Origin of the sequence: Streptomyces sp. HNM0574, from assembly GCF_012726235.1 — a bacterium.
Taxonomy (GTDB): Bacteria; Actinomycetota; Actinomycetes; order Streptomycetales; family Streptomycetaceae; genus Streptomyces.
In genome coordinates this window covers 290,683-314,180 of record NZ_JAASAH010000002.1, presented here as the reverse complement: position 1 = coordinate 314,180, position 23,498 = coordinate 290,683, and the positions used below count along the sequence as shown (strand labels likewise).

Here is a 23,498-nt window from a genome sequence, read left to right as displayed (position 1 = left end):
ACCCCGGGCCCCACCCCCCCCGAGGCGCTTCGAAGCGCCCCGCCGGCGCGGGCGAACTGGCGTGCGCGGGGCGTACGAACAGGCGGGCCGGTGCGGGGAGATGGCGCAGGAAGGCGGTACCGCGCGCCGGTACGCGCCCCGTCGCCGGCGTTCGCACGCCGGATGGTTCCGCGTCATATGCCGTTGCATGGTCGGGTACTTGCGGGGGAATACCCTCCCCAGATCGAGGCCCGCCACGGGTCTCGACCGCCGGGAGGCCCGATTGCAGACCACGGACGCCGCAGCACATGTGCGGACGACGCGGGTGACACGCAGGGCCGGTGACCGGTCCGCGCTGCGCGGGTACCCACACCGGCTCTTCCCCCGCGACGCCGTCGCTCCCCGACCTCATCCGAGGGGGTACGTCCACCCGTGGTGATCAGCAAGAAGCGCACCGAGTCCGACCGGCGCACGTATGTCATCGACACCAGCGTGCTGCTCGCCGACCCGACGGCAATGGACCGTTTCGACGAGCACGAGGTCGTGCTGCCCGTCGTCGTCGTGACCGAGCTGGAGGCCAAACGTCACCATCCCGAACTCGGTTACTTCGCCAGGCAGGCCCTCCGCAGGCTGGACGAGTACCGGGTCCGGTACGGCAGGCTCGACGCGGCGATCCCCATCGGGGAGTTGGGCGGGACCCTCCGGGTCGAGCTCAACCACTCCGACACCACCGTTCTCCCCGCGGGCTTCCGGCTCGGGGACAACGACTCGCGGATCCTCGCCGTCGCCAGAAACCTCCAGGCGGAGGGGTACGACGTCACGGTCGTCTCCAAGGACCTGCCGCTGCGCATCAAGGCGTCGTCGGTCGGCCTGCTCGCCGAGGAGTACCGGGCCGAGCTGGCCGTCACCGAGTCCGGATGCACCGGGATGTCCGAACTCACCCTCCCGGGCGAGGACATCGACGAACTCTTCGCCGCCGAGAGCCTCTTCGTCCCCGAGGCGGCCGAACTGCCCGTCCACACCGGTCTGGTGCTCCAGTCCGAGAAGGGCAAGGCCCTCGGCCGCGTCACCCCCGACCGGCGCGTGAAGCTCGTACGGGGTGACCGCGAGGCGTTCGGCATCAAGGGGCGCAGCGCCGAACAGCGCATCGCGCTCGACCTGCTGCTCGACCCGGACGTCGGCATCCTCTCCATGGGCGGCCGGGCCGGCACGGGCAAGAGCGCGCTCGCGCTCTGCGCGGGCCTTGAGGCGGTGCTGGAGCGCAGGCAGCACAGCAAGGTGATGGTCTTCCGTCCGCTGTACGCGGTCGGCGGCCAGGAACTGGGCTACCTGCCGGGCACCGAGGCCGAGAAGATGAACCCCTGGGCCCAGGCGGTCTTCGACACCCTCGGGGCCGTCGCCGGACGGGAGATCATCGAAGAGGTCGTCGCGCGCGGGATGCTGGAGGTCCTGCCGCTCACGCACATCCGCGGCCGCTCGCTGCACGACGCGTTCGTCATCGTCGACGAGGCACAGTCCCTGGAGCGGAACGTGCTGCTGACGGTGCTCTCCCGAATCGGCTCCGGTTCACGGGTCGTTCTCACCCATGACGTGGCACAACGGGACAACCTGCGGGTCGGCCGGTACGACGGTGTGGTGGCGGTCGTCGAGAAGCTGAAGGGGCACCCGCTCTTCTCGCACATCACGCTTACGCGGTCCGAACGGTCCCCGATCGCGGCCCTGGTGACCGAAATGCTGGAGGACGGCAGGATCTGACCGCTATCGGCGAAACGCTCAATCATTCGGTGCCGGTCGCTCATCCGGGCGACCGGCACCTCGCGTGTCGGGGCCGCGTCGCGATTCCACGGACCTCGACGTGCTCCCGTGCGCCCCGCCCGGCAACGTGCGCGCCCCTTCGCGCCGATGGGGCGCACCGGGGTGATGTATCGTGGCAACGGCCTTGACCTGCGGCGACGGTGCGGTGGAGTGACACCCCGTCAGGAGGCCCGCGGAGAAGGTCCAGCAGCCTAGCGACACCCGGCGCTCGGCGCGCGTCTTTCCGGAATTCCGGGGGGCAAACCCCCTGTGAGCTTTCCCACCCATGATGGAATTGCCACCACGCCCGAGCGTCCGGCAGGGTGTGGCTCTGTCAGGCCCCGCATACGGCACAACAGCACCACCAACGGTGCGACACAGCACAGCAGTACAGAACTGAACAGCAGTCACGTCGTATGCCGCCCGAAGCACCACGCGGGTCGTCGCCCCCCGGGTTTCCCGGAGGTGGCACCCGTACCGGGCCCGCGCCTCCGGTGACCGAAGTTCCGAGGAGGCCAGCGCCAGGGGCACGATTGCGCCCGCGTGGTCACCCAAGCGGGCACGTTGGAAGGAAACCGTGTGACTCGGATTTCGGTCCGGGGATTCGCCGTGGCGTCCGCCACTGCGGTCACCACCGTCGGCGCCGTCGTCGGTGTTGCCTCAGGCAGCCAGCAGGGGCAGGCGACGTCTACCGACGTCGAGGCAACTGCGGCTGACGCGACGCTCCTCGCAGACATACCAGCCGGTCAGCAGACCGAGGTGCAGACCGCATCCCTGACGCAGCAGGCGGACACGGCGTCCACCGCTGCCGACGCGGAAGCGCGCAAGTCCGCGGAGGAAGCAGCCCGCAAGCAAGCCGCCGAGGACGCGGCCGCCAAGAAGGAGGCCGCCGAGCAGGCGGCAGCCGAAAAGGCGGCCAAGGAGCGGGAGGAGGCCGAGGCCGCAGCCAGCCGCTCCGAGGAGCGCGGTGCGCTCGGCGACCTCGTCCAGCAGAGCTCCTACAGCGTTTCCGACGTCAAGGCCATGGCCCAGCAGATCGTGGGCGGTGGACAGTTCCAGTGCTTCTCCGAGATCGTCGAGCGCGAGTCGGGCTGGAACTACCAGGCGAGCAACCCGTCCTCGGGTGCGTACGGTCTCGTACAGGCACTGCCCGGCACCAAGATGGCCTCGGCGGGCGCGGACTGGAAGACCAACCCGGCCACCCAGATCAAGTGGGGCCTGAACTACATGAACGACCGGTACGGCAGCCCCTGCGGTGCCTGGGACTTCTGGCAGGCCAACAACTGGTACTGAGCCGGTGAGCGGTGACGGAACCGGGGCGCCCGCCAGGCGCCTCCGGCCGCGGCACCACAGCCACACAGTTTCATAGCCGCCGTCCGTCCGGTGGCCCACGGCCGCACGACGGAAAGCGGACACAGCTTCAGCGGTGCCCCCGCCCGGTTCCCCCGGGCGGGGGCACCGTGCTGTCCGCGTCCGGGGCCGCCGGAAGCGGGCCGGGGCCGGGCGGAGGGCCCCGCGGGTGCGGCGTGCGTCGCGCATTCGGCGATCAGGCAACCTCCGGCGCCGGTAACGTCGTCCCCCAGAGGTACGAGGTACGACGACGTACACCGAACAGCAGGTACGAGGCAGGACGTCCGGGGTCCCGGGGGCGGAGGAAGCGGCACATGACGAGCAGGGTGGACAGGCTGCGCACCAGCCTGACGCGCTGGGCGGCGAGAATCGCCGAACGGCGTGCGGAGGACGCGGTCGGGTCCGAGGTGCCCCCCGAACCGGCGCGGTCGCCGGACACGGCCGGAACAGGACCGTCCGCGCAGTCGCCGCAGCCCGCTCCCGGTGCTGCCGGTGCGGGGGAGACGGGTGTGACGCCGGAGGGCGGCGGTGCCGCTTCCGGTGGTGCGGGCTCCTCCGGGCGTTCCGGGTCCTCCGCGGGCGGTGGCGCGGGGGCCGCCGGAGCCGCGCGGGTGCCCGCGCCGCCGGACTACGCGCCCGCGGTGACCGCACGGCCCGAGCCCGCGACGGTCGTGCCCTGGGGCATGCGGGTCGCGGCCGAGGCCGGGTGGCGGCTGCTGGTACTGGCGGGCGTCATCTGGGTGCTCATCCAGATCATCAGCAGCATCAGCCTGCTCATCCTCGCCTTCTCGGCCGGACTGCTGATCACGGCGCTGCTCCAGCCCACGGTCGCCCGGCTGCGGCGGCTCGGGCTCGGCAGAGGGCTGGCCACCGCCGTCACCTTCATCAGCGGCTTCATCATCATGGGGCTGGTCGGCTGGTTCGTCGTCGCGCAGGTGATGGAGAACCTGCCGACGCTGACCGACCGGGTGCAGGACGGTATCGAGGAGCTCAAGACCTGGGCGGTCAGCGGGCCGTTCCACGTGTCCGAGGACCAGATCAGCGACATCGCGAAGAACGTCAGCGACTGGCTCGGCGACAACAGCAACGAGGTCACGACCGCCGGACTGGAGGGCGTCACCGTCGTCTTCGAGTTCCTCTCGGGCGCGCTGCTGTCGATGTTCGTGACCCTGTTCCTGCTCTACGACGGCCGCAAGATCTGGAACTGGACGCTCAACTTCGTCCCGTCCGCGGCCCGCGAGGGCGTCTCGGGCGCCGGCCCGCGCGCGTGGATCACGCTCACCGGCTATGTGCGCGGCACGCTGATAGTGGCCTTCATCGACGCCGTGTTCATCGGCATCGGCCTCTACATCCTCGACGTTCCGCTGGCCGTTCCGCTGGCCGTGTTCATCTTCCTGTTCGCCTTCATCCCGATCGTCGGTGCGGTCATCTCGGGTGCGCTGGCCGTCCTCGTCGCCCTCGTCACCAACGGTGTCGTCACGGCGCTGCTCGCGCTGGCGGTGGTGCTGGCCGTGCAGCAGATCGAGAGCCATGTGCTCCAGCCGTTCATCCTCGGCAGGCTGGTCCGCGTCCACCCGCTCGCGGTGGTCCTGGCCGTCACGGGCGGCAGCCTCATCGCGGGCATCCCGGGCGCGGTCGTCTCGGTGCCGCTGGTGGCGGTGCTCAACACGGTGGTCGGCTATCTGCGCGCGTACGCCAACGAACAGGCCGTACGCAAGGGGCAGGGGCACGGCGAGGACGGGCCTCCGGAGGACGAGGCGGGCGGGCCGGCGCCCGGTGCCACGGCGGTGAAGCCGGCGACGGAGGGCTGAACGGAACCCTCCGGAACGGCGATCCGGAATCCGCGTCGCGAGCGGGGCGCCCTGTCGGAGGACGGGGCGCCCCGCTCGCTCAGTACGGGGCCTCGCGCGCGTCCATGTGCCGCTTGAGCCGGCGGGTGTCCTCGTCCGTCCAGTCGTCGGGCGGCAGCACGGACGTCCACGCCTCGACGGAGCCCGTGCCGTACCGGTGGCCGTGCGGTGCCTCCACCCCGTACGAGACGGCCATGTCGACCGTCGTCTGCCAGAAGGTGACGAACGGGAACCAGTTGACCTCGTCCGTGATGTCCGGACCCAGCGGCTGCCGCAGCCATTCGGGGCGGTGCAGGGCGAGTTCGGGGGACCACCACACGACGGCGTCCGAGGCGTTCTGGAGATGGACGACGCGTGGATACCGCCACGCGCCCTCGGGTCTGGCGAGGTCCTTTTCCGGCCACTGCGCGAAGCGGAAGTGCCGGCCGTCCGCGTACTCGGGGCGCCAGACGGGAGTGCCGGGGTCGCGGCCCGCGGTGAGTTCGCGGCGGATGGGCGCGAAGTCGGGGGAGCCGGCCAGCACCGCGCCGTCCACCTTGCGCAGCAGGTCGTCCGGGCCGTCGAAGGCCGCCTCGATGCCGTACGCGCCGAGACTCTCACCGAAGACGACCAGTTTCGGCCGTTCGTCGGGCGGTTCCGCCAGCAGGCGTGCGCGGACGGCCTCGACCAGCGCGCGGTTCGCGCGCCCCGCCTGCTCCTTGTCGACCAGGAACGACAGCCAGCTCGGCAGGTACGAGTACTGCATGGCGACGATCGCGGTGTCCCCGCCGTGCAGGAACTCCAGCGGTTCGGCGTCCGTCGAGTTCACCCAGCCCCTGCCGGTGGTGCCCGCGACGGCGAGGACGTCCCGGTCGAAGGCGCCGGTGCGCTCCAGTTCGGCGACGGCCAGCCGGGCGCCCTCCGCGAAACCGTCCGCGCTCTGCGCGCCCACGTACACCCGGACCGGCTCCCGCGCCGGACGGTGCGTGACCTGCTCGATCGTCCGCGCGGAGAGCGCCGAACCGGCGAAGTTGCGCCCCTCGTAGCCGAGATCCTCCCAGCGGACCAGCGACTCGGGGCCGCCCGAGACGAGCCGCGAGGACGGCCGCCGCATCCCCTCCTTGGTGTCCTGATTCGTGCTCTCCGCGATCCGTGACGCGACGTCGACGACCCCGCGCCCGAAGACGACGTCCCGCGAGCCGACCACCACGGCCGTCGCGCTGACCAGCAGTGCCACGGCCACCGCCAGCGGGCGGGGCACGAACCGGCAGAGGACGCGTATCAGTGCGCGGGTGCCCAGCCGGACCGTCCTGGCGATCAGGACCAGGGCCGCGGCGACGGCGAGCGCGAGCAGGCTGATCATCAGCGAGTGCCAGGTCAGCGTCTCCGGCAGCTCCTGGAGCGCCCGCAGCTCCCGCTGCATCCGGGCGCTCTCGGACAGGGCGACGACGGTGAGCGCGACCGCGGCGACGTAGTAGCCGAGCCAGCCGCGCGCCCGCAGCCGTTGGGCGCGCCGCCGGGCGTCCGGGCGCGGCCGGAGCGCGGTGACCGCCAGGCGGATCAGCCAGTGGGCCAGCGCGCCCAGCGCGTACCCGATGGCCGCGGTGATCCCGCCGATCACGCCCTGCAGGTACCAGGGGCGGGGGACCAGCGACGGGGTGAGGGAGAGCCAGAAGAACACCGTGGCGACGCAGGTCGCGGTGAGCCCGGGCCAGCGCCGCACCAGCCAGTCCGTACGGGGCCGCTGCCAGTACGGGCGACGGCAGAACCGGAGGAGGAGCCGCCGGGTCCGCGGGAAACGGGGCGGAACCTCCGCCTCCGGGCAGGGGCCGGCCGCGTCGGGGCCCGGGGTGGGTACGGCTGTGGGACCGGGCGACCGCGTGGGGTCTCCGTACGGCATCCGCTTCGTCTCCGGGCTGTCTCCGTCGCCGCCGTGAGGGGGACCCACGGCCGGTGTTCCGCCGCCTGCGCTCAGGCGCCGGTGACAGGGACGCGGTCCGGGCCGCGAAGGTTGTCCGCTGGTCGCCTTCGATGCCCCGGAGAGGCGGAAACGTCCGGACGGGCCGGGGTGCGGGGTGCCGGTCTGGGCCCATCGAACGAGTTCGCGGCACGTCGGTCGCGGTTCGGTTGCCGACACTTCGTCGGCGGGTTTTCCTGGGAAAGGCTGCGCCCCACCGCAGTCCCACCCTCGCGCACTCGGAGGCGCTCGATGAGCGACTACACGACCAACAACGCCGGGATTCCGGTGGAGAGCGACGAGCACTCGCTCACCGTCGGACCCGACGGGCCGATCCTGCTCCAGGATCACTACACGATCGAGAAGATGGCCCAGTTCAACCGTGAGCGGGTCCCCGAGCGGGTCGTGCACGCCAAGGGCAGTGGCGCGTACGGCATCTTCGAGGTCACCAACGACGTCAGCCAGTTCACCAAGGCCGCGCTCTTCCAGCCGGGCAAACGGACGGAGATGCTCGCCCGTTTCTCGACGGTGGCCGGGGAGCAGGGCAGCCCCGACACCTGGCGCGATCCGCGCGGTTTCGCGCTGAAGTTCTACACCGAGGACGGCAACTACGACCTGGTCGGTAACAACACGCCGGTCTTCTTCGTACGGGACACCATCAAGTTCCAGGACTTCATCCGCAGCCAGAAGCGCCGGATCGACACGGGCCTGCGGGACAACGACATGCAGTGGGACTTCTGGACGCTGTCCCCCGAGTCCGCGCACCAGGTCACCTGGCTGATGGGCGACCGCGGCATCCCCAGCTCGTACCGGCACATGAACGGCTACGGCTCGCACACCTACATGTGGGTCAACGCCGCCGGCCAGAAGTTCTGGGTCAAGTACCACTTCAAGACCGACCAGGGCATCGACTTCCTCACCCAGGACGAGGCCGACCGCCTGGCGGGCGAGGACGCGGACCTGCACCGCCGCGACCTGTCGCAGGCGATCGAGCGGGGCGAGTTCCCCTCCTGGACGCTGAAGGTGCAGATCATGCCCTTCGAGGACGCGCCGGACTACCGCTTCAACCCCTTCGACCTCACCAAGGTGTGGCCGCACGGCGACTACCCCTTGATCGAGGTCGGCCGGATGACGCTCAACCGGAATCCGGAGGACTTCTTCATCCACATCGAACAGGCGGCGTTCGAACCGTCGAACCTCGTGCCCGGCATTGCCCCGTCGCCGGACAAGATGCTGCTCGGCCGGCTCTTCTCGTACCCGGACACGCACCGCTACCGGATCGGGCCCAACTACACGCAGCTGCCGCCCAACCGCCCGCACGCGCCGGTGCACTCGTACGCCAAGGACGGGCCGATGCGGTACGACTCGCCGAACGTGGCCAGGCCGTACGCGCCCAACTCCTACGGCGGCCCGGCGGCCGACCCGACCCGCGCGGGGGAGCCGGTGGGCTGGACCGTGGAGGACAGCGAGATGGTCCGGAACGCCTACACCCTGCGGCGTGACGACGACGACTGGGGCCAGGCGGGAACGATGGTCCGCGAGGTGCTGGACGACGCGGCGCGCGAGCGGCTCGTCAACAACATCTCGGGTCACCTGCTGGGCGGCGTCAGCAAGCCCGTGCTGTCGCGGGCCGTGCAGTACTGGCGGAACGTCGACAAGACGCTCGGCGACCGGGTGGCCGCCAAGGTCAACGGGGACTGACCTGGAAGGGCCGGGCCCGGAGGCCGGCCCCCGGCGGAAACGGAACCCGTACGGCGCCCCGGAGCGAACTGCTCCGGGGCGCCGTTCCGTGCGTGCCCGGGTGAGTTTTCCACAGGTATACACACGATGTATACGCGTGGTGTAGAGTCCGCGGCATGTCGATCAGTCACACGCTGCTCGGGCTCCTGGAGTCCGGGCCCCGCCACGGGTACGACCTCAAGCGCGCCTTCGACGAACGCTTCGGCCACGACCGTCCGCTGCACTACGGCCAGGTGTATTCGACGATGTCCCGCCTGCTCAAGAACGGCCTCGTCGAGGTCGACGGGGTGGAGTCGGGCAGCGGCCCCGAGCGCAAGCGGTACGCGATCACCGACGCCGGGGTCACCGACGTCGCCGACTGGCTCGGCCGGCCCGAGAAGCCCGAGCCCTATCTGCAGAGCACGCTCTACACCAAGGTCGTTCTCGCTCTGCTCACCGAACGGGACGCCGCCGAGCTGCTCGACACCCAGCGCGCCGAGCACCTGCGCCTGATGCGCGAGCTGACCCGCCGCAAGCAGAGCGGCGAGCTCGCCGACCAACTCATCTGCGACCACGCCCTGTTCCACCTGGAGGCCGACCTGCGCTGGCTCGAACTGGCCGCGGCACGCCTCGACAAGCTCGCCTCGGAGGTACGCGCATGACACTCGCCGACACCGGCCCCGGCCTCGGGGGCGTACCCGGTCCGGCTCGCGGGGAGTCGGCCGGGGCGGTGGCCGACGGCGCGGGCGAGGGCTCCGGCGGGCTGCTGGTGGCCCGTGGCCTGCGCAAGTCCTACGGCTCCGCCACGGCGCTCGACGGCGCGGACTTCTCGATCCGTCCGGGCGAGGTCGTCGCCGTCATGGGTCCCTCCGGCTCCGGCAAGTCCACGCTGCTGCACTGCCTCGCCGGGATCGTGCCGCCCGACGAGGGCAGCGTCAGCTACCGCGGGCAGGAACTGCCGGCCCTGTCCGACGCGGCGCGCAGCGCGATCCGCCGCTCGGACTTCGGATTCGTCTTCCAGTTCGGCCAGTTGGTGCCGGAGCTGACCTGCCTGGAGAACGCGGCGCTGCCGCTCCGGCTCGCCGGCGCCCGCCGCAAGGACGCCGAGGCCAGGGCCGCGTCCTGGCTGGAGCGGCTGGAGGTGGAGGACATCCGGCACCACCGTCCCGGCCAGGTGTCCGGCGGCCAGGGGCAGCGCGTCGCGGTGGCCCGCGCCCTCGCCGGCGGGCCGCGCGTGATCTTCGCCGACGAGCCGACCGGTGCGCTCGACACGCTCAACGGCGAGCGCGTCATGGAGCTGCTGACCGGGGCGGCGCGGGAGACGGGCGCCGCGGTCGTTCTCGTCACCCACGAATCCCGCGTCGCCGCCTACTCGGACCGCGAGATCGTCGTACGCGACGGCCGCGCCCGGGACATGGCGGGTGCCCGGTGAGCGCGGGGGTGCGCGCGGACGCCGCGGTCGGCCCGAGCGGCGCCCGGGTGTGGGTCCGTGACCTGCTCATGGGGGCCAGGTTCGCCGTCGGCGGCGGCCGCCAGGGGTGGACCCGCAGCGTGCTCACGGCCGTCGGGGTCGGCCTGGGCGTGGCGATGCTGCTGCTGGCCTCCTCGGTGCCGACCCTCAGTGAGGAGCACGGGCACCGGACCCAGGCGCGCGAGGCGGTGCAGAACTACGAGGAGAAGCAACCGGCCCCGAGTGACCACTCGGTGCTGACGCAGGACGCCAACAACCGCTACCGGGGCGAGGAGCTGTACGGGAGGCTGCTCCAGCCCGAGGGGAGCGTTCCGCCTCTGCCGCCGGGCGTCCAGCGGATGCCGGAGCCGGGCGAGATGGTGGTCTCCCCGGCCCTGGAGCGGCTGCTCGAATCGGACCACGGCAAGGAGCTGGGCCAACGGCTCGACGCCCGCGTCGTCGGCACCATCGGCGACGAAGGGCTGCTCGGGCCCGCGGAGTTGGCGTTCTACAAGGGCACGGACCAGCTCGAACCGGGCGCCGACGCCAGCATCCGCACGGAGAGCTTCGGCACCCCCGAGACGGACCGGGAGCAGGACGCGACGCTGCTCCTCCTGGTCGTCGTGGCCTGCGCGGTGCTGCTGATGCCGATCGCCGTCTTCATCGCGACGGCCGTGCGGTTCGGCGGGGAGCGGCGGGACCGGCGGCTGGCCGCGATCCGGCTCGTCGGCGCCGACGGGGCGACGACCCGGCGGATGGCGGCGGGGGAGTCGCTGGTGGGCGCGCTGCTGGGGCTCTTGCTCGGCGGCTGGTTCTTCCTGCTGGGCCGGGTCTTCATCGGCAAGGTGTCGCTGTTCGGGCTGAGCGTGTTCCCCTCGGACGTCACCCCGGGGCCGGCGCTCGCGACGCTGATCGTGGTGGCCGTTCCGGTGGCGGCGGTGCTGGTGTCCCTCTTCGCGCTGCGGGGCATCGTGATCGAACCGCTCGGCGTGATGCGGGAGTCCACACCGCGGCCCAGGCGGCTGTGGTGGCGGCTGCTGCCGCCGGTCCTCGGCCTGCTCCTGCTGCTGCCCCTCGCGGGTTCGGTGACGCGGACGGACACGTCCATAGGCGAGCTCCAAGTGGTGGCCGGCGTCGCCCTGTTGCTGAGCGGGGTGGCGGTGCTGCTGCCGTGGGTGGTGGAGCTGCTCGTCCGGCGGCTGCGCGGCGGCCCCGTCTCCTGGCAGCTCGCCGTCCGCCGGCTCCAGCTCAACAGCGGCAACGCCACCCGCGCGGTCACCGGCATCACGATCGCCGTCGCGGGCGCGATAGCCCTGCAACTGCTCCTCTCGTCGGTCGAGCAGTTGCAGACCAGGCCGACGGGGCAGAACCCGGCCCCGGCCGAGCTGACCGTCTGGGGCGCCCCGGGAACGGCGCAGCAGGCCGGCGAGCTGGACAAGGAGCTGGCGCGGACGAAGGGGGTGCGGAGCGCGACGGTCTACGCCGGTGCCTACGCGGAGTTGAAGGGCTCGAAGTCGGAGGAGGGCACCGGCATGGTGGTGGCCGAGTGCGCCACCCTGCGGAAGCTGGCGCGGATTCCCGACTGCCGGGAGGGCGGGAGCTACTTCGCCGCCGGGCCGGGGGCCGAACTGCGGCAGCCGCGTCCCGGTGAGGTCTTCGATCTCCAGTCGGAGGCGGAGCAGGCCCCGGGCGGCAAGGGCGGGGGCGACCGACTGTGGCGGGTCCCCCGTGGCGTCGAGAAGGTCCGGGCGGCCGAGGTTCCGGACGGGGTGGACCCGTGGGGCCTGCTCGTCACGCCCTCGGCCCTGGGCAAGTCCGCGCCGCCGCCCGCCTATTACGAGGGCTGGATGCACCTCGAACCCGGCGACGGGGAGGCACTGGAGCGGGCGCGTACCGCTGTCTTCCAGGCGAATCCGGCCATCTCGCTCACGCAGTCGCGGGCGACGGTGACGTCCGGAGAGTTCCAGGGGGTGCAGCGCGGCATCCTGGCCGCCGCGGTCGGGGTCCTGCTGTTGATCGGCGCCAGCATGGCCGTCACGACGCTGGAGCAACTGCGGGAGCGGAAGCGGCAGTTGTCGGTGCTCGTCGCCTTCGGCGTCCAGCGGCGCACGCTCGCCTGGTCGGTGTTCTGGCAGACGGCGATCCCGGTCGCGCTGGGGATGGTGCTCGCGGTGGTCTTCGGGCTCGGGCTGGGGCGTGCGCTGCTGGCCCTGATCTCCCGCCCCGTGGCGGACTGGTTCGTCTTCCTACCGATCACCGGTGTCGGCCTCGCGCTGATCGCGCTGGTGACGTTGCTCAGCCTGCCGTCCCTGTGGCGGGTGATGCGCTCGGAGGGGCTGCGTACCGAGTAGGCGAGGCGTCGGGCGAATCCCGGGCCGGGTGGTCTCCGCGCTCGGCCCGGGAGCCGGGTCCGGTAAAAGTGATAGCACCTTGCTAGGTAAGTGCGATACAGTCGGCGTACCGCGAGGATGGCGGCGGCCCGGTGCGCCGATGCCCGGTGTGCCGTGCGCCGCGTCCTCCGCAGACCGACCGACACCGGAGAAGACGGGGGGCCTCATGCCTGACCACAGCCCAGCGGACCGCACGCCGGACGCGACCGACCTGCCCGAGATGCCGAAGGCACAGGTGCGGGAGAACACCGCCAACAGCATCCCGGGCGGGGTCGCCCTGCTGCTCGGACTGATCGGCGTCCTCGCCGGCGTCGGCGGAATCGTCCTCGGCGGCACCCAGTTGAAGAGCGGCGCGAGCGGCATCGGGGCCACGCTGCTGGTCGTCGGCATCGTCGTGCTGATCGGCTCGCTGTTCGCGATGGCCGGGCTCAACATGGTCGCCCCGGGCGAGGCCCGCGTCGTGCAGCTCTTCGGCCGGTACACGGGGACGATCCGCACCGACGGCCTGCGCTGGGTCAACCCGCTGACCACGCGGACGAAGATCTCGACCCGGGTCCGGAACCACGAGACCGCGATCCTCAAGGTCAACGACGCGTACGGGAACCCGATCGAGCTGGCCGCCGTCGTGGTCTGGCAGGTCGCCGACACCGCGCAGGCCACGTTCTCCGTGGACGACTACGTCGAGTTCGTCTCGACGCAGACCGAGGCCGCCGTCCGGCACATCGCCATCGAGTACCCGTACGACGCGCACGACGAGGACGCTCTCTCGCTGCGCGGCAACGCCGAGGAGATCACCGAGAAGCTCGCGGTCGAACTCACCGCCCGCGTCCAGGCCGCCGGCGTGACGATCGTCGAGTCGCGCTTCACGCACCTCGCGTATGCGCCGGAGATCGCGTCCGCGATGCTCCAGCGTCAGCAGGCCGGTGCCGTGGTCGCGGCGCGGAAGACGATCGTCGAAGGCGCCTGCGGGATGGTCGAGGACGCGGTCACCCGCATCAGCGAGCAGGACTTCGTCGAACTGGACGAGGAGCGCAGGGCGACGATGGTCAGCAACCTGCTCGTCGTCCTCTGCGGTGACCGTTCGCCCCAGCCCGTCATGAACACCGGTTCGCTCTACCAGTGACGGAACAGAACAGCCCCGGAACGCCGGGAGACCCCGACGCCCCCGACGCCGCTGACGCCCCCGGTTCCCCGGAGCCGGGGGCGCCCGGCGAGTCCGACACGTCCGACGGCGCACCCCGGAAGCGGAAGCCGCGGCAGCAGCGGAAGCAGGTGCTGCTGCGGCTCGACCCGGCCATGCACGACGCGCTGGCCCGCTGGGCGGCGGACGAACTGCGGTCCACCAACGCGCAGATCGACTTCCTGCTCCGCAAGGCCCTGGGCGACGCGGGCCGCCTCCCCCGAGAGGCCCGCCCCCACCCCCGCCGCGGCCGCCCGCCCAAGTCCCCGGAGACGGAACCGGAAGCGGGCACCCCGGAGGAGCCGTAGGGCGGCCCGCTCACTCCGTGATCGTGACGGGGAGCGAACGCAGCTCCTCCCGCAGCGAGTTCGCGAAGGTCCGGAACTCGCTCTCCCGTGCCGTGCCGGTCCGCATCGCCAGTGCGACCCGGCGGGACGGGGCGGGGTCGGCGAAGTAGCCGGTGCCCAGCTCCTCGTTGCGGGCCGTCTCGACCCGCAGCGCCGTGCGCGGCAGCAGCGTGACGCCCATGCCGCCCGCGACGAGCTGCACCAGCGTCGACAGCCCGGCCGCGCTCGTCGTCACGGGCGCCCCGGCGCCGGCCCCCGTACCGGACGAACCCGCCCGGGCGGCCTCCGCGCGCCCCGCCTCCCGGCAGATGTCCAGCGCCTGGTCGCGCAGGCAGTGCCCCTCGTCGAGCAGCAGCAGGTCGAGATCGCGCAGGGCGGACTTCGGCAGCCCCTCGCGCCCGGCGTACTCGTGCTCGCTCGGCGCGACGAGCACGAAGTCCTCGTCGAAGAGCGGCAGTTCGGTGACCCCCGTCGCCCCGAGCGGCACCGCGAGCAGCAGCAGGTCGAGCCGCCCCCGCAGCAGTCCGTCCATGAGCGAGGCGGTCTGCTCCTCGTGCACCTGGAGGTCGAGCTGCGGGTACTCCTTGCGGACGAGCCGCAGCACCGTCGGCAGCAGATACGGCGCGACGGTGGGGATCACGCCGAGCCGGACCACACCCGTGAAGGGTGCGCGGGCGGCCTCCGCCTCCTCCATGAGGTCACTCACCGTGTCCAGTACCCGCCGGGCGCGGGCCGCCACCCGCTCCCCCGCGGGGGAGAGCAGGACCTTGCGTGTCGTACGCTCCAGCAGCTGCACCCCGAGGGTGTCCTCCAGTGCCGAGACGGCCCCGGAGAGGGCCGGCTGGCTCATGCCTATGGAGCCGGCGGCTTCCCGGAAGTGAAGATGTTCGGCGACGGCGGCGAAGGCTCTCAACTGCGAGAGGCTCGGCTGTCTGGTGCGGGACGTGTGCGAGGACACAGGGGGAGTGACGGGCGTCACTGATAACCACCTCCGATCAACACCAGCAAGGGTAGCTATTTCTGCGATCAATGAGGGGTGTGGCAGTGTGGCCTTCGTCCAACCCCGAGGAAGGCCCCCGCAAGGGGATCTCCCGCCTTGCAAGGAGTGCGTGTTGCTCACTGTCGGTGACAAGTTCCCCGAGTTCGACCTGACTGCCTGTGTCTCCCTGGAGAAGGGCAAGGAGTTCGAGCAGATCGACCACAAGACCTACGAGGGCAAGTGGAAGGTCGTCTTCTTCTGGCCGAAGGACTTCACCTTCGTCTGCCCCACCGAGATCGCCGCGTTCGGCAAGCTGAACGACGAGTTCGCCGACCGTGACGCGCAGATCCTCGGCGTCTCCGGCGACTCCGAGTTCGTGCACCACGCCTGGCGCAAGGACCACGACGACCTGCGTGACCTGCCCTTCCCGATGCTGGCCGACTCCAAGCACGACCTGATGCGGGACTGCGGCGTCGAGGGCGAGGACGGCTTCGCGCAGCGTGCCGTCTTCATCGTGGACCAGAACAACGAGATCCAGTTCACGATGGTGACCGCCGGTTCCGTCGGCCGTAACCCGAAGGAGGTCCTCCGGGTCCTCGACGCGCTGCAGACCGACGAGCTGTGCCCCTGCAACTGGACCTCCGGCGAGGACACCCTCGACCCGGTCGCGCTCCTGGCCGGTGAGTGATCACCCATGGCTCTCGATGACCTGAAGTCGGCGCTGCCCGACTACGCCAAGGACCTGAAGCTCAACCTCGGTTCCGTCATAGGCAACTCGGACCTCCCCAAGCAGCAGCTCTGGGGCTCCGTCCTCGCCTGTGCCCTCGCGTCCCGCTCCGGCATCGTGCTCCGCGCGCTGGAGCCGGAGGCGAAGGAGAACCTGAGCGAAGAGGCGTACACCGCGGCCAAGTCCGCCGCCGCCATCATGGCGATGAACAACGTCTTCTACCGCACGCGTCACCTGCTCTCGGACCCCGAGTACGGGACGATGCGCGCCGGCCTGCGGATGAACGTCATCGGCAACCCGGGCGTCGACAAGACGGACTTCGAACTGTGGTCCCTCGCCGTCTCCGCCATCAACGGCTGCGGTATGTGCCTCGACTCGCACGAGCAGGTGCTCCGCAAGGCCGGTGTCGACCGCGACACGATCCAGGAGGCGTTCAAGATCGCCTCGGTGATCCAGGCCGTCGGCGCGACGCTGGAGTCGGAAGCTCAGCTCGCGGGCTGAAGCATCTGAAGCATCGCACGTGGGGCGGCTTCCCGGTCTCGTACCGGGAAGCCGCCCCACGTCGTGTGTGCCCTGGACGGGCGGCGGGCGTCACTCGTGTAAGGGAAGCCCCAGCTCGAACCAGACGACCTTGCCCGTCGACAGCCGGGTCGCGCCCCAGCGGCGCGCCATCCGGTTCACCAGGTACAGGCCGCGCCCGCCCTCGTCCGTCGCGCGCGCCTGCCGCAGCCGGGGCAGCTGCGGCACGTCGTCCCCGACCTCGCAGCGCAGCGTGTCCGTCCGCAACAGCCGCAGGGTGATGGGGCGTTCGGCATACCGCACGGCGTTCGTCACCACCTCGCTGACGAGCAGCTCCACCGAATCGCTGAGCTCTTCCAGCCCCCAGCGGGTCAGCGCCCGCCGCGCGAGCCGGCGAGCCTGCCCGGCCGTCTGCGCGCGCGGGTCCAGGTACCAGTACGCGACGTCGCTCGGCGGGATGCCGTCGAAGCGGGCGGCGAGCAGCGCGATGTCGTCGTCCCGGTCGCCGGGGCCGAGGATGTCCAGCACCTCGTCGCACAGCGGCTCCAGCGGTGCGGAGGCGCCGGGGCGGGTCAACTGCGCGGTCGCCGTGAGCTTTTCCCGCAGGTGCTCGATCCCGGTCCACACGTCCCGCTGCCGGGACTCCACCAGGCCGTCCGTGTACAGCATCAGCGTCGCGCCCGCCGGGGCGTCCAGCTCGACGGCCTCGAAGTCGACGCCGCCCACGCCGATCGGCGCACCGGCCGGTATACGCAACACCTCGGCCCGGCCGCCGCGATGGAGCATCACGGGCGGCGGATGTCCGGCGTTGGCGATCACGATGCGGTGCGCGACCGGGTCGTAGACCGCGTACAGGCAGGTCGCCATGCGGTCGCTGCCGAGCCGCTGGGCCTGCTCGTCCAGGTGGTGCAGCACCTCCTGCGGCGGCAGGTCGAGCCCGGCGAGGGTCTGCGCCGTCGTACGCAGCTGGCCCATGATCGCGGCGGAGGTCATGGAGTGGCCCATGACGTCGCCCACGACCAGCGCCACCCGGCTGCCGGGCAGCGGGATCGCGTCGTACCAGTCCCCGCCGACCCGGGCCGTCTCGGCGGCCGGCAGATAGCGGCTCGCGAGCTGGCAGCCGGTGGGCTGCGGCAGCTCGTCGGGAAGCATGGTGCGCTGCAACTCGTCCGCGATGTACGCCTCACGGCCGTACAGCACCGCCTTGTCGACGCCCAGCGCGGTGTGTGTGGCCAGCTGGCCCGCGATGAGCAGATCGTCGGCGGCGAAGGGCGGACGCTCGGGCCGCCGCAGGAACACCGCGGCGCCGATCACTCTTCGGCGTCCCCGCAACGGGGCCAGGATCGCGCGGTTGCCCTCGGGGATCTGCCGCTGCGGGCCCAGCAGTTCGGGGAACGCGGCCCGCGCGGCACCGGTGTCCGCGAACACCGGACGGACGCCGCGGAGCACCTCGGCCAGCGGTCCGCCGGGCTCCACCTCCGCGTACTCGGCCGCCGTGGAGCTGCCGTCCGCGAGCGTCGACAGCAGCGACAGGCCCTGACCGGCCGACGTCGTCCGCTCCGTCCCCGCCTCCGCCTGCTGCGCCTGCCGGACCGCCTCGGGGTCGGCCTGCGGGCGCTGGTAGGGGTGCGGGTCCTCCGGGATGCGGTCGGAGCGGCGCAGCCGCAACACGAAGGGCTCGGCGGGCCGTTCGTCGCCGACGGGCAGCGGATCGCGCAGGTAGACGAGGATCGCGTCGGAGTACGCGGGCACGCTCGCCCGGCACAGCCCGAGCACCGTCTCGTCGAGGTCTATGCCGCGGGCGATCCGGCGGGTGGCCGCGCCGACGAACCGGAGCCGGTCGCCGCCGCGCCGTTCCCGCTCGGCGTCGCTCTCCTCCACCCGGACGGTGCCCGCGGGCTGACCCGGAAACCCGCCCGGACTCCCTGCCGGCCGCCCCCGGCCGTCCTCCGGAGCGGCCCGGCCCACCTCCGGGTGGTCCGAACCGCCCTCCCGCGGCGCGGAGTCGGGGCCCGCCTGGCGCGGCACGGGAGCCCCGCCCGCACCCGCGGGACCCGCGGACGCGCAGCCGCCGGGAGCGGCCGGTGCCGAGGCCCCCTCGGCGCCCGGCGGGCGGGGGCGGGCACGGCGGCGCGCCCGCGCCTCGCCGTCGCCGGACGGCGGGTCGGTGTCGTACGGGGTGCCCGACGGGCCGGTGCCGTGGGGGCCTTCGGCACCCTCGTCACGCGGGTCGGGGGTCGCGGCATGCGCCATGGTGGCTCGGTCCGTATGGTCTGCTCGGCCTGCCGCGGGGTGACCCGCGGTCGGGGATGGCGACGAGGGCGTGCTCGTCGCGGGCGATTCGTGCTCCGTCACGCGTTCGGTTTCCATCCATCCGGGGCTGCGCGTCGAGCGCTCCGTGCCTGCGTCCCAGTGCCTGACGTCCGGACCGGGGCCGGTTCACCGGACCCCGTTCCGCTTCCCCGGACGAGGCCGGGGACACCCCGTGCCCGGCACCGGAATCCTCCGTCGGCCGATGCCGGAACGCGTTCCCCCGGTGTTCCGGCACGGACGGGACTACGGGAGCCGGCGACAGCGCAGGAACAGCTGGATCTCGGGCGGCACGTCCGTGCTCGCTGGTGCGTACGCATAGACATCCTCCCCGACGATCTCAAAACCGGCGTCACGCACGGTGGTACGCAAGTCGTCCCGCAGATAGCCGGATACCCGGATCGTGTGACCCAAGAACGGAATCGAGAAGTCATTGATATCCGCTTCCACCATCGAGAAGGCCAACAGGCCCGACGGGCGCAGCCTGCCGTGCAGCATCCGCAGCGCGACGGGGATCTCCTGTCGCGGGAGCATCAGCAACGAGAAGAACGCGGCGATGCCGTCGAATGGCCCGAGGCCGTGCTGTTCCAGGTCCGCCAGGTCCAGCCGATGGAATTCCGCTTCGGGAACGTTGTCACGTGACAGCTTCAGCATGCCCGAGGACAGGTCCACCCCCGTCACATGATGTCCCTCGTCCGTCAACTGCCGTGCGGTGGGCAGGCCCGTACCGCACCCGACGTCCAGGATGCGGGAACCGGGCGGGAGTTCGCGCGCCAGCCACGCCCCGTCCGCTATCTGCCCTTCCTTGTGCGGAAACGCGTCGTCATAGCGGTCGCTGATGGCGTCGAAGGCCTCGGCCTGCCCGGTCCGGTCGATTCCGGACCGGCCGAAGTCTTTGTACGCCCCTGACCGGTCATTGCTGCTCACGACGAGGCTCCTCTCTGGCCGCGCGCCAAGTTCCCCGACGGGAAAAGGAATTGTGCAGCAGTGTGCTTACGGAGGTTGATCCTACGTTTGCAGTATGGGGGCTCTTCAAGAGGGAACGTCAGGCCGGGCCGGTCACAATGTGAACAAACAGCGTCACGCCCCGCCGGGCCCCGGCGCGCGGAAGCGGCCGCCGCCGGCACGTCACCGGCGCCGCCGCCCGCACCGGCATCCGGGCCGTACCGCTCCGTTGAGCCGCTCCCGGCGCCGATTCCGCTGCCGGTCACCGGGCAGGTCACCGGGCGCGTCATGAAGCGGAACGGGAAGCGGGGCCCGAAACGGAACCCCGCGCGGGGGCGTCCCGGACGGTCTCGCCCGTGTGACCGGTGGGCCAACTGTGCGAAGAGTCACGGCTGTTGGCGCCCTCGTCGGGGCCCTCCTCGCCGTCCTCCGCGGAACGCGACGTTCCGCCCGCAGGGGTGCCCGCCGGTACGGGTGTGCGATCCCAGTCGTCCGGCAGCGCGGGCACGGGCCAGCCCTCGCGCGGGCGCCAGTTCTCCCAGCCCTCGCAGAAGGGCGGCCCCCACTCCCGGATCACCTCGACGGCCCGCCGGCCCGCCGCGTGCACACGCTCCGCCAGCCCGGCGTCCATCAGCCCGTCACGCTGCGCCTGCGCGAACTCGTCCTCGTCGTGCCAGCGCCAACTGCCGTCCGGGGCCACGGTGATGTCCAGGAAGTGGTCCTCCGAATCGACGCCACCCGCCCAGCGGGTATGCGGCTCCTCGAGGTTGACGTACCAGTTCTTGAACTGCCAGCCGCGCTGCCAGAACAGCCACACCGACCACGGCTCCCCGGGACGCGCCAGCTTCAGCACCCCCGTTCCGGCCCACTGCGCGCGAGCGGTGGTGCGCGGGCTGGTGTAGCGGGTGGCCAGCGGCTCGCGGTGCAGCGGCCTGCCGTCGGCCAGCACGGGCTTCACGCACTCGGTGCCCGGGGCCATCCACACCGCCAGCCGCTCGGGGGAGTCCTCGACAACGGTCACCGGGCGGCAGATGTGCGGGTACGGGCGGCCGTTGGCGCGGTACCGCCACAGAATCTGGTCGCCGGGCCGCCAGCCGACGGCGCCGTCTCCGCCGTCCCGTCCCCGTGCGGCCCCTGCGGCCCCTTGCCCCGCCGGCGTGGCGGCCGTGCTCGGCGTGGCCGCTCCCGCCGGATTTCCTGCCGATTCCGCTGTCATGCGCAGATCTTAGAGGTGGCGCCTGTGCCCTGCCGTGAGCTGTACCGCACGGGTGGGAGGCGCCCGGGGCAGGCGCGAAGGGCCGGGCCCGCCGGAGCCGCCCCCTTCCGAACGGGGGCGGCACGGCAGGGAGTTCGAGCGCTAGGGACGCGTCATGCTCAGGACGTCCAGCGCCTCGTCCAGCTGTTCCAGCGTGAGGTCCCCCCGCTCCACGTGACCGGACTCCAGCACCGCCTCGCGGATGGTCTTCCGCTCGGCCAGCGCCTTCTTGGCGACGGCCGCCGCGCTCTCGTACCCGATGTACCTGTTGAGCGGCGTGACCACCGAGGGCGAGGACTCGGCGTACTCCCGGGCCCGTTCGGCGTCGGCCGTGATCCCGTCGACCGTACGGTCCGCGAGCAGGCGGGCGGCGTTGCTCAGCAGCCGGACCGACTCCAGCAGGTTCTTCGCGATGACCGGCAGCATCACGTTCAGCTCGAAGTTGCCGGAGGCGCCGGCCGTGGCGACCGTCGCGTCGTTCCCCGTCACCTGTGCGGCCACCATCAGCACCGCCTCGGGGACCACCGGATTCACCTTGCCCGGCATGATCGAGGAGCCCGGCTGAAGGTCGGGCAGCGCGATCTCGGCCAGCCCCGTACGCGGCCCCGAGGCCATCCAGCGCAGGTCGTTGCAGATCTTCGTCAGCCCGACGGCGATCGTACGGAGCTGGCCCGAGGTCTCCACGAGCCCGTCCCGCGCGCCCTGCGCCTCGAAGTGGTCCCGCGCCTCGGTCAGCGGCAGCCCCGTCGACTCCGCCACCGCGTCGATCACCGCGGCGGGGAAACCGGGCGGGGTGTTGATGCCGGTGCCCACCGCCGTTCCGCCCAGGGGTAGTTCGGCCAGCCGCGGCAGCGAGGCACGCAGCCGCTCGACGCCGTACCGCACCTGCGCCGCGTACCCGCCGAACTCCTGCCCGAGGGTGACGGGCGTCGCGTCCATCAGATGCGTACGCCCCGACTTCACCACCGGCGCGAACTCCTCCGCCTTGCGGGAGAGCGCCGCCTCCAGGTGTTCCAGCGCGGGGATGAGATCCGCCGTCACCGCCGCCGTGGCCGCGATGTGGATGGAGGACGGGAAGACGTCGTTGGACGACTGGCTCGCGTTCACATGGTCGTTGGGGTGGACGGGCGAACCCAGCCGCTCCGTCGCCAGCGTGGCCACGACCTCGTTCATGTTCATGTTCGACGAGGTGCCGGAGCCCGTCTGGAAGACGTCCACCGGGAACTCGTCGTCCCAGCGGCCCGAGGCGACCTCCTCGGCCGCGCCCCGCACCGCCTCCGCCATGTCCGCTTCCAGCACGCCCAGCTCGCCGTTGACCACGGCGGCCGCCGCCTTGATCCGGGCCAGCGCCTCGATGTGCGCGCGCTCCAGACGCTGCCCGCTGAGCGGGAAGTTCTCCACCGCACGCTGCGTCTGTGCCCGCCACTTGGCGTGTGCGGGCACCCGCACCTCACCCATCGAGTCGTGCTCGGTCCGGTATTCCGTACTCTCGGTCATCAGCCTTCGCACCTCCGTAGAGCACAGCGTCCCGCACCCCGACCCGCATTCCGGCACAGGCACACCCGGACCGGCGCCCCGTGCTCAGCCTCCCGCGACCCTGTCGACCGCCGCCTCGTCCTCCTCCGCGAACACCTCGTCGAGGGTGGTGGCGGTGAGGGCACGGCGGAACCAGCGGTCGAGGGCCGCGCTGTCCCGACAGGATGTGATGCGTTTGCGTTCGGCGTCGGGCAGGGGGATCTGGCGGGCTTCCAGGACGGCAAGCAGATTCGCGATGCACTGCTCGATCCGTCCTCGAATCCAGGACGCCAGATACTCGCCGGGGTTTCCCCGGCGCTGCCCTTCGAGCAGCGCCTCCTCGTACTCCTGTCTGGTCTCTCTGTCCGGCATGCAACGGATGAGGAAGTACAGCGTCGCCACGTCCATGCCGGGGCTCGGCCGGGCGTTCATGTGCTGGGGCCCTCCGGCTTCGGCTCTCCGGAGTCTCCCTGCTCCTCCCCGAACACCTCGTCGAGGGTGGTGGCGGTGAGGGCGCGGCGGAACCAGCGGTCGAGGGCGTCGTTGTCCCGGCAGGTGGTGATGCGCTCGCGCGCGGCGTCGGTCAGCGTGAAGGGGCGGGCCTGGAGGACGACGAGCAGATTCGCGATTCCCTTTCGCAGTTCCCCCTGGTCCCGCAGCCCCTCCGCGACGAAGCCGTTGAGCGAGAAGAGTCCCGTGCCCATGAGTTTCCTCCAGATCTCGGCCGAGGGGGAGGTCCGCCGCGGCGGTGTCGATGTCCGCGATCACCGGGACGTTCTCCGGGCCCAGGACGAACGGGGTGACGAAGAGGTTGGGTTGCGCGGTGTGCCCGACGCGGAACGGGCCCGCGGCCCAGTCGGCGGTCTTCCCGTCCCGGCACACCACGAGCAGCACCGGGTCGTACGACGGGTACTTGTTCGCGAGACAGCTGAGGTAATAGGCCCAACTCCGGGCCTTGTCCGGGTCCTTCTTCGTCTGGGCCTCGACGATCAGCAGATACGTGCGACCGCTCTCGCAGTCCAGCCTCATCAGGGTGTCGATGCGGCGCTCGACCGCTTGAGCTCGGTGACGTCGCAGTTGAGTTCGGTGGCGGACGCCGGGCCCGGGTCGGGTAACCCGAGCAGGCGGAAGGCGCGGCTGAAGAGTTCCGGGATCTCCTGGAACGCCCGATGGTGCGCCTCGTGCGGGGAATTGACCATGCCCGGGACGCTACGGACGGCCCGTCGGCGGACGACAGGGTTCCGGTGGGGAGT

The 23,498-nt window shown here is 71.7% G+C and carries 19 protein-coding genes and 1 pseudogene; 11 read left to right on the top strand and 9 right to left on the bottom strand.

The window, feature by feature from the left end; genetic code table 11:
* Nucleotides 1-411 precede the first annotated feature (411 nt).
* From HCC30_RS05010 to HCC30_RS05000, 3 genes are all read left to right on the top strand, one after another.
* Nucleotides 412-1,734, top strand: a complete 1,323-nt coding sequence (locus HCC30_RS05010) for a PhoH family protein (protein ID WP_169440764.1) — start codon at nucleotides 412-414, stop codon at nucleotides 1,732-1,734.
* A gap of 648 nt (nucleotides 1,735-2,382) precedes the next feature.
* Nucleotides 2,383-3,066, top strand: coding sequence for a transglycosylase SLT domain-containing protein (locus HCC30_RS05005; protein WP_346776498.1), 684 nt, complete (start codon nucleotides 2,383-2,385; stop codon nucleotides 3,064-3,066).
* A 371-nt stretch (nucleotides 3,067-3,437) separates the two neighbouring features.
* Complete coding sequence (locus tag HCC30_RS05000) at nucleotides 3,438-4,934, top strand: AI-2E family transporter (RefSeq protein WP_206323375.1); 1,497 nt, start codon at nucleotides 3,438-3,440, stop codon at nucleotides 4,932-4,934.
* A 79-nt stretch (nucleotides 4,935-5,013) separates the two neighbouring features.
* On the opposite strand, the gene HCC30_RS04995 is transcribed toward HCC30_RS05000, so the two are convergent.
* Nucleotides 5,014-6,675: an alpha/beta hydrolase gene (locus HCC30_RS04995; protein ID WP_346776497.1), complete on the bottom strand. Its 1,662-nt coding sequence runs from the start codon at nucleotides 6,673-6,675 to the stop codon at nucleotides 5,014-5,016.
* 486 nt (nucleotides 6,676-7,161) lie between these two features.
* Between HCC30_RS04995 and HCC30_RS04990 the strand changes: the two genes are divergently transcribed.
* The 6 genes from HCC30_RS04990 (at nucleotide 7,162) to HCC30_RS04965 (ending at nucleotide 13,956) form a co-directional block, all read left to right on the top strand.
* Complete coding sequence (locus HCC30_RS04990; RefSeq protein WP_169440761.1) at nucleotides 7,162-8,610, top strand: catalase; 1,449 nt, start codon at nucleotides 7,162-7,164, stop codon at nucleotides 8,608-8,610.
* A 155-nt stretch (nucleotides 8,611-8,765) separates the two neighbouring features.
* Nucleotides 8,766-9,290, top strand: coding sequence for a PadR family transcriptional regulator (locus HCC30_RS04985; protein WP_169440760.1), 525 nt, complete (start codon nucleotides 8,766-8,768; stop codon nucleotides 9,288-9,290).
* Nucleotides 9,287-10,060 carry an ABC transporter ATP-binding protein gene (locus HCC30_RS04980; protein WP_169440759.1) on the top strand — a complete coding sequence of 258 codons (774 nt, stop codon included), beginning with the start codon at nucleotides 9,287-9,289 and terminating at the stop codon, nucleotides 10,058-10,060. Before HCC30_RS04985 ends, HCC30_RS04980 begins: the two co-directional genes overlap by 4 nt.
* Entirely contained in the window at nucleotides 10,057-12,429 is a 2,373-nt protein-coding gene (locus HCC30_RS04975; RefSeq protein ID WP_346776496.1) for an ABC transporter permease, read from the top strand. The genes HCC30_RS04980 and HCC30_RS04975 overlap by 4 nt, the downstream gene beginning before the upstream one ends.
* 205 nt (nucleotides 12,430-12,634) lie before the next feature.
* Nucleotides 12,635-13,591, top strand: coding sequence for an SPFH domain-containing protein (locus tag HCC30_RS04970; RefSeq protein WP_169440758.1), 957 nt, complete (start codon nucleotides 12,635-12,637; stop codon nucleotides 13,589-13,591).
* 149 nt (nucleotides 13,592-13,740) lie between these two features.
* Nucleotides 13,741-13,956, top strand: a complete 216-nt coding sequence (locus tag HCC30_RS04965; RefSeq protein ID WP_169441402.1) for a hypothetical protein — start codon at nucleotides 13,741-13,743, stop codon at nucleotides 13,954-13,956.
* A 10-nt stretch (nucleotides 13,957-13,966) separates the two neighbouring features.
* On the opposite strand, the gene HCC30_RS04960 is transcribed toward HCC30_RS04965, so the two are convergent.
* Nucleotides 13,967-14,953: a LysR substrate-binding domain-containing protein gene (locus tag HCC30_RS04960; protein ID WP_169440757.1), complete on the bottom strand. Its 987-nt coding sequence runs from the start codon at nucleotides 14,951-14,953 to the stop codon at nucleotides 13,967-13,969.
* A 154-nt stretch (nucleotides 14,954-15,107) separates the two neighbouring features.
* On the opposite strand from HCC30_RS04960, the gene HCC30_RS04955 reads away from it, so the two are divergent.
* Together HCC30_RS04955 and HCC30_RS04950 are read left to right on the top strand one after the other, a co-directional pair.
* Nucleotides 15,108-15,662, top strand: a complete 555-nt coding sequence (locus tag HCC30_RS04955) for a peroxiredoxin (protein ID WP_169440756.1) — start codon at nucleotides 15,108-15,110, stop codon at nucleotides 15,660-15,662.
* Nucleotides 15,663-15,668: 6 nt separating this feature from the next.
* Nucleotides 15,669-16,202 carry an alkyl hydroperoxide reductase gene (locus HCC30_RS04950; RefSeq protein ID WP_169440755.1) on the top strand — a complete coding sequence of 178 codons (534 nt, stop codon included), beginning with the start codon at nucleotides 15,669-15,671 and terminating at the stop codon, nucleotides 16,200-16,202.
* Between the two features lie 90 nt (nucleotides 16,203-16,292).
* Here the strand turns inward: HCC30_RS04950 and HCC30_RS04945 are convergent, their stop codons facing one another.
* The 7 genes and pseudogenes from HCC30_RS04945 to HCC30_RS28410 form a co-directional block, all read right to left on the bottom strand.
* Entirely contained in the window at nucleotides 16,293-18,473 is a 2,181-nt protein-coding gene (locus HCC30_RS04945) for a SpoIIE family protein phosphatase (RefSeq protein WP_240979329.1), read from the bottom strand.
* 303 nt (nucleotides 18,474-18,776) lie between these two features.
* Nucleotides 18,777-19,457, bottom strand: a complete 681-nt coding sequence (locus HCC30_RS04940) for a class I SAM-dependent methyltransferase (protein WP_169440753.1) — start codon at nucleotides 19,455-19,457, stop codon at nucleotides 18,777-18,779.
* A gap of 490 nt (nucleotides 19,458-19,947) precedes the next feature.
* Nucleotides 19,948-20,550: pseudogene (locus tag HCC30_RS28420) on the bottom strand (DUF402 domain-containing protein); the annotation flags it as partial.
* Nucleotides 20,551-20,832: 282 nt separating this feature from the next.
* Nucleotides 20,833-22,227, bottom strand: coding sequence for a class II fumarate hydratase (locus tag HCC30_RS04930; RefSeq protein ID WP_169440751.1), 1,395 nt, complete (start codon nucleotides 22,225-22,227; stop codon nucleotides 20,833-20,835).
* Between the two features lie 84 nt (nucleotides 22,228-22,311).
* Nucleotides 22,312-22,677, bottom strand: a complete 366-nt coding sequence (locus tag HCC30_RS28200) for a hypothetical protein (RefSeq protein WP_206323373.1) — start codon at nucleotides 22,675-22,677, stop codon at nucleotides 22,312-22,314.
* Nucleotides 22,674-22,949, bottom strand: coding sequence for a hypothetical protein (locus HCC30_RS28415; protein WP_169440750.1), 276 nt, complete (start codon nucleotides 22,947-22,949; stop codon nucleotides 22,674-22,676). The genes HCC30_RS28200 and HCC30_RS28415 overlap by 4 nt, the downstream gene beginning before the upstream one ends.
* A 324-nt stretch (nucleotides 22,950-23,273) precedes the next feature.
* The gene (locus tag HCC30_RS28410; RefSeq protein ID WP_169440541.1) at nucleotides 23,274-23,444 is read right to left on the bottom strand and encodes a hypothetical protein; all 171 of its coding nucleotides are present in this window, start codon (nucleotides 23,442-23,444) and stop codon (nucleotides 23,274-23,276) included.
* Nucleotides 23,445-23,498 lie beyond the last annotated feature (54 nt).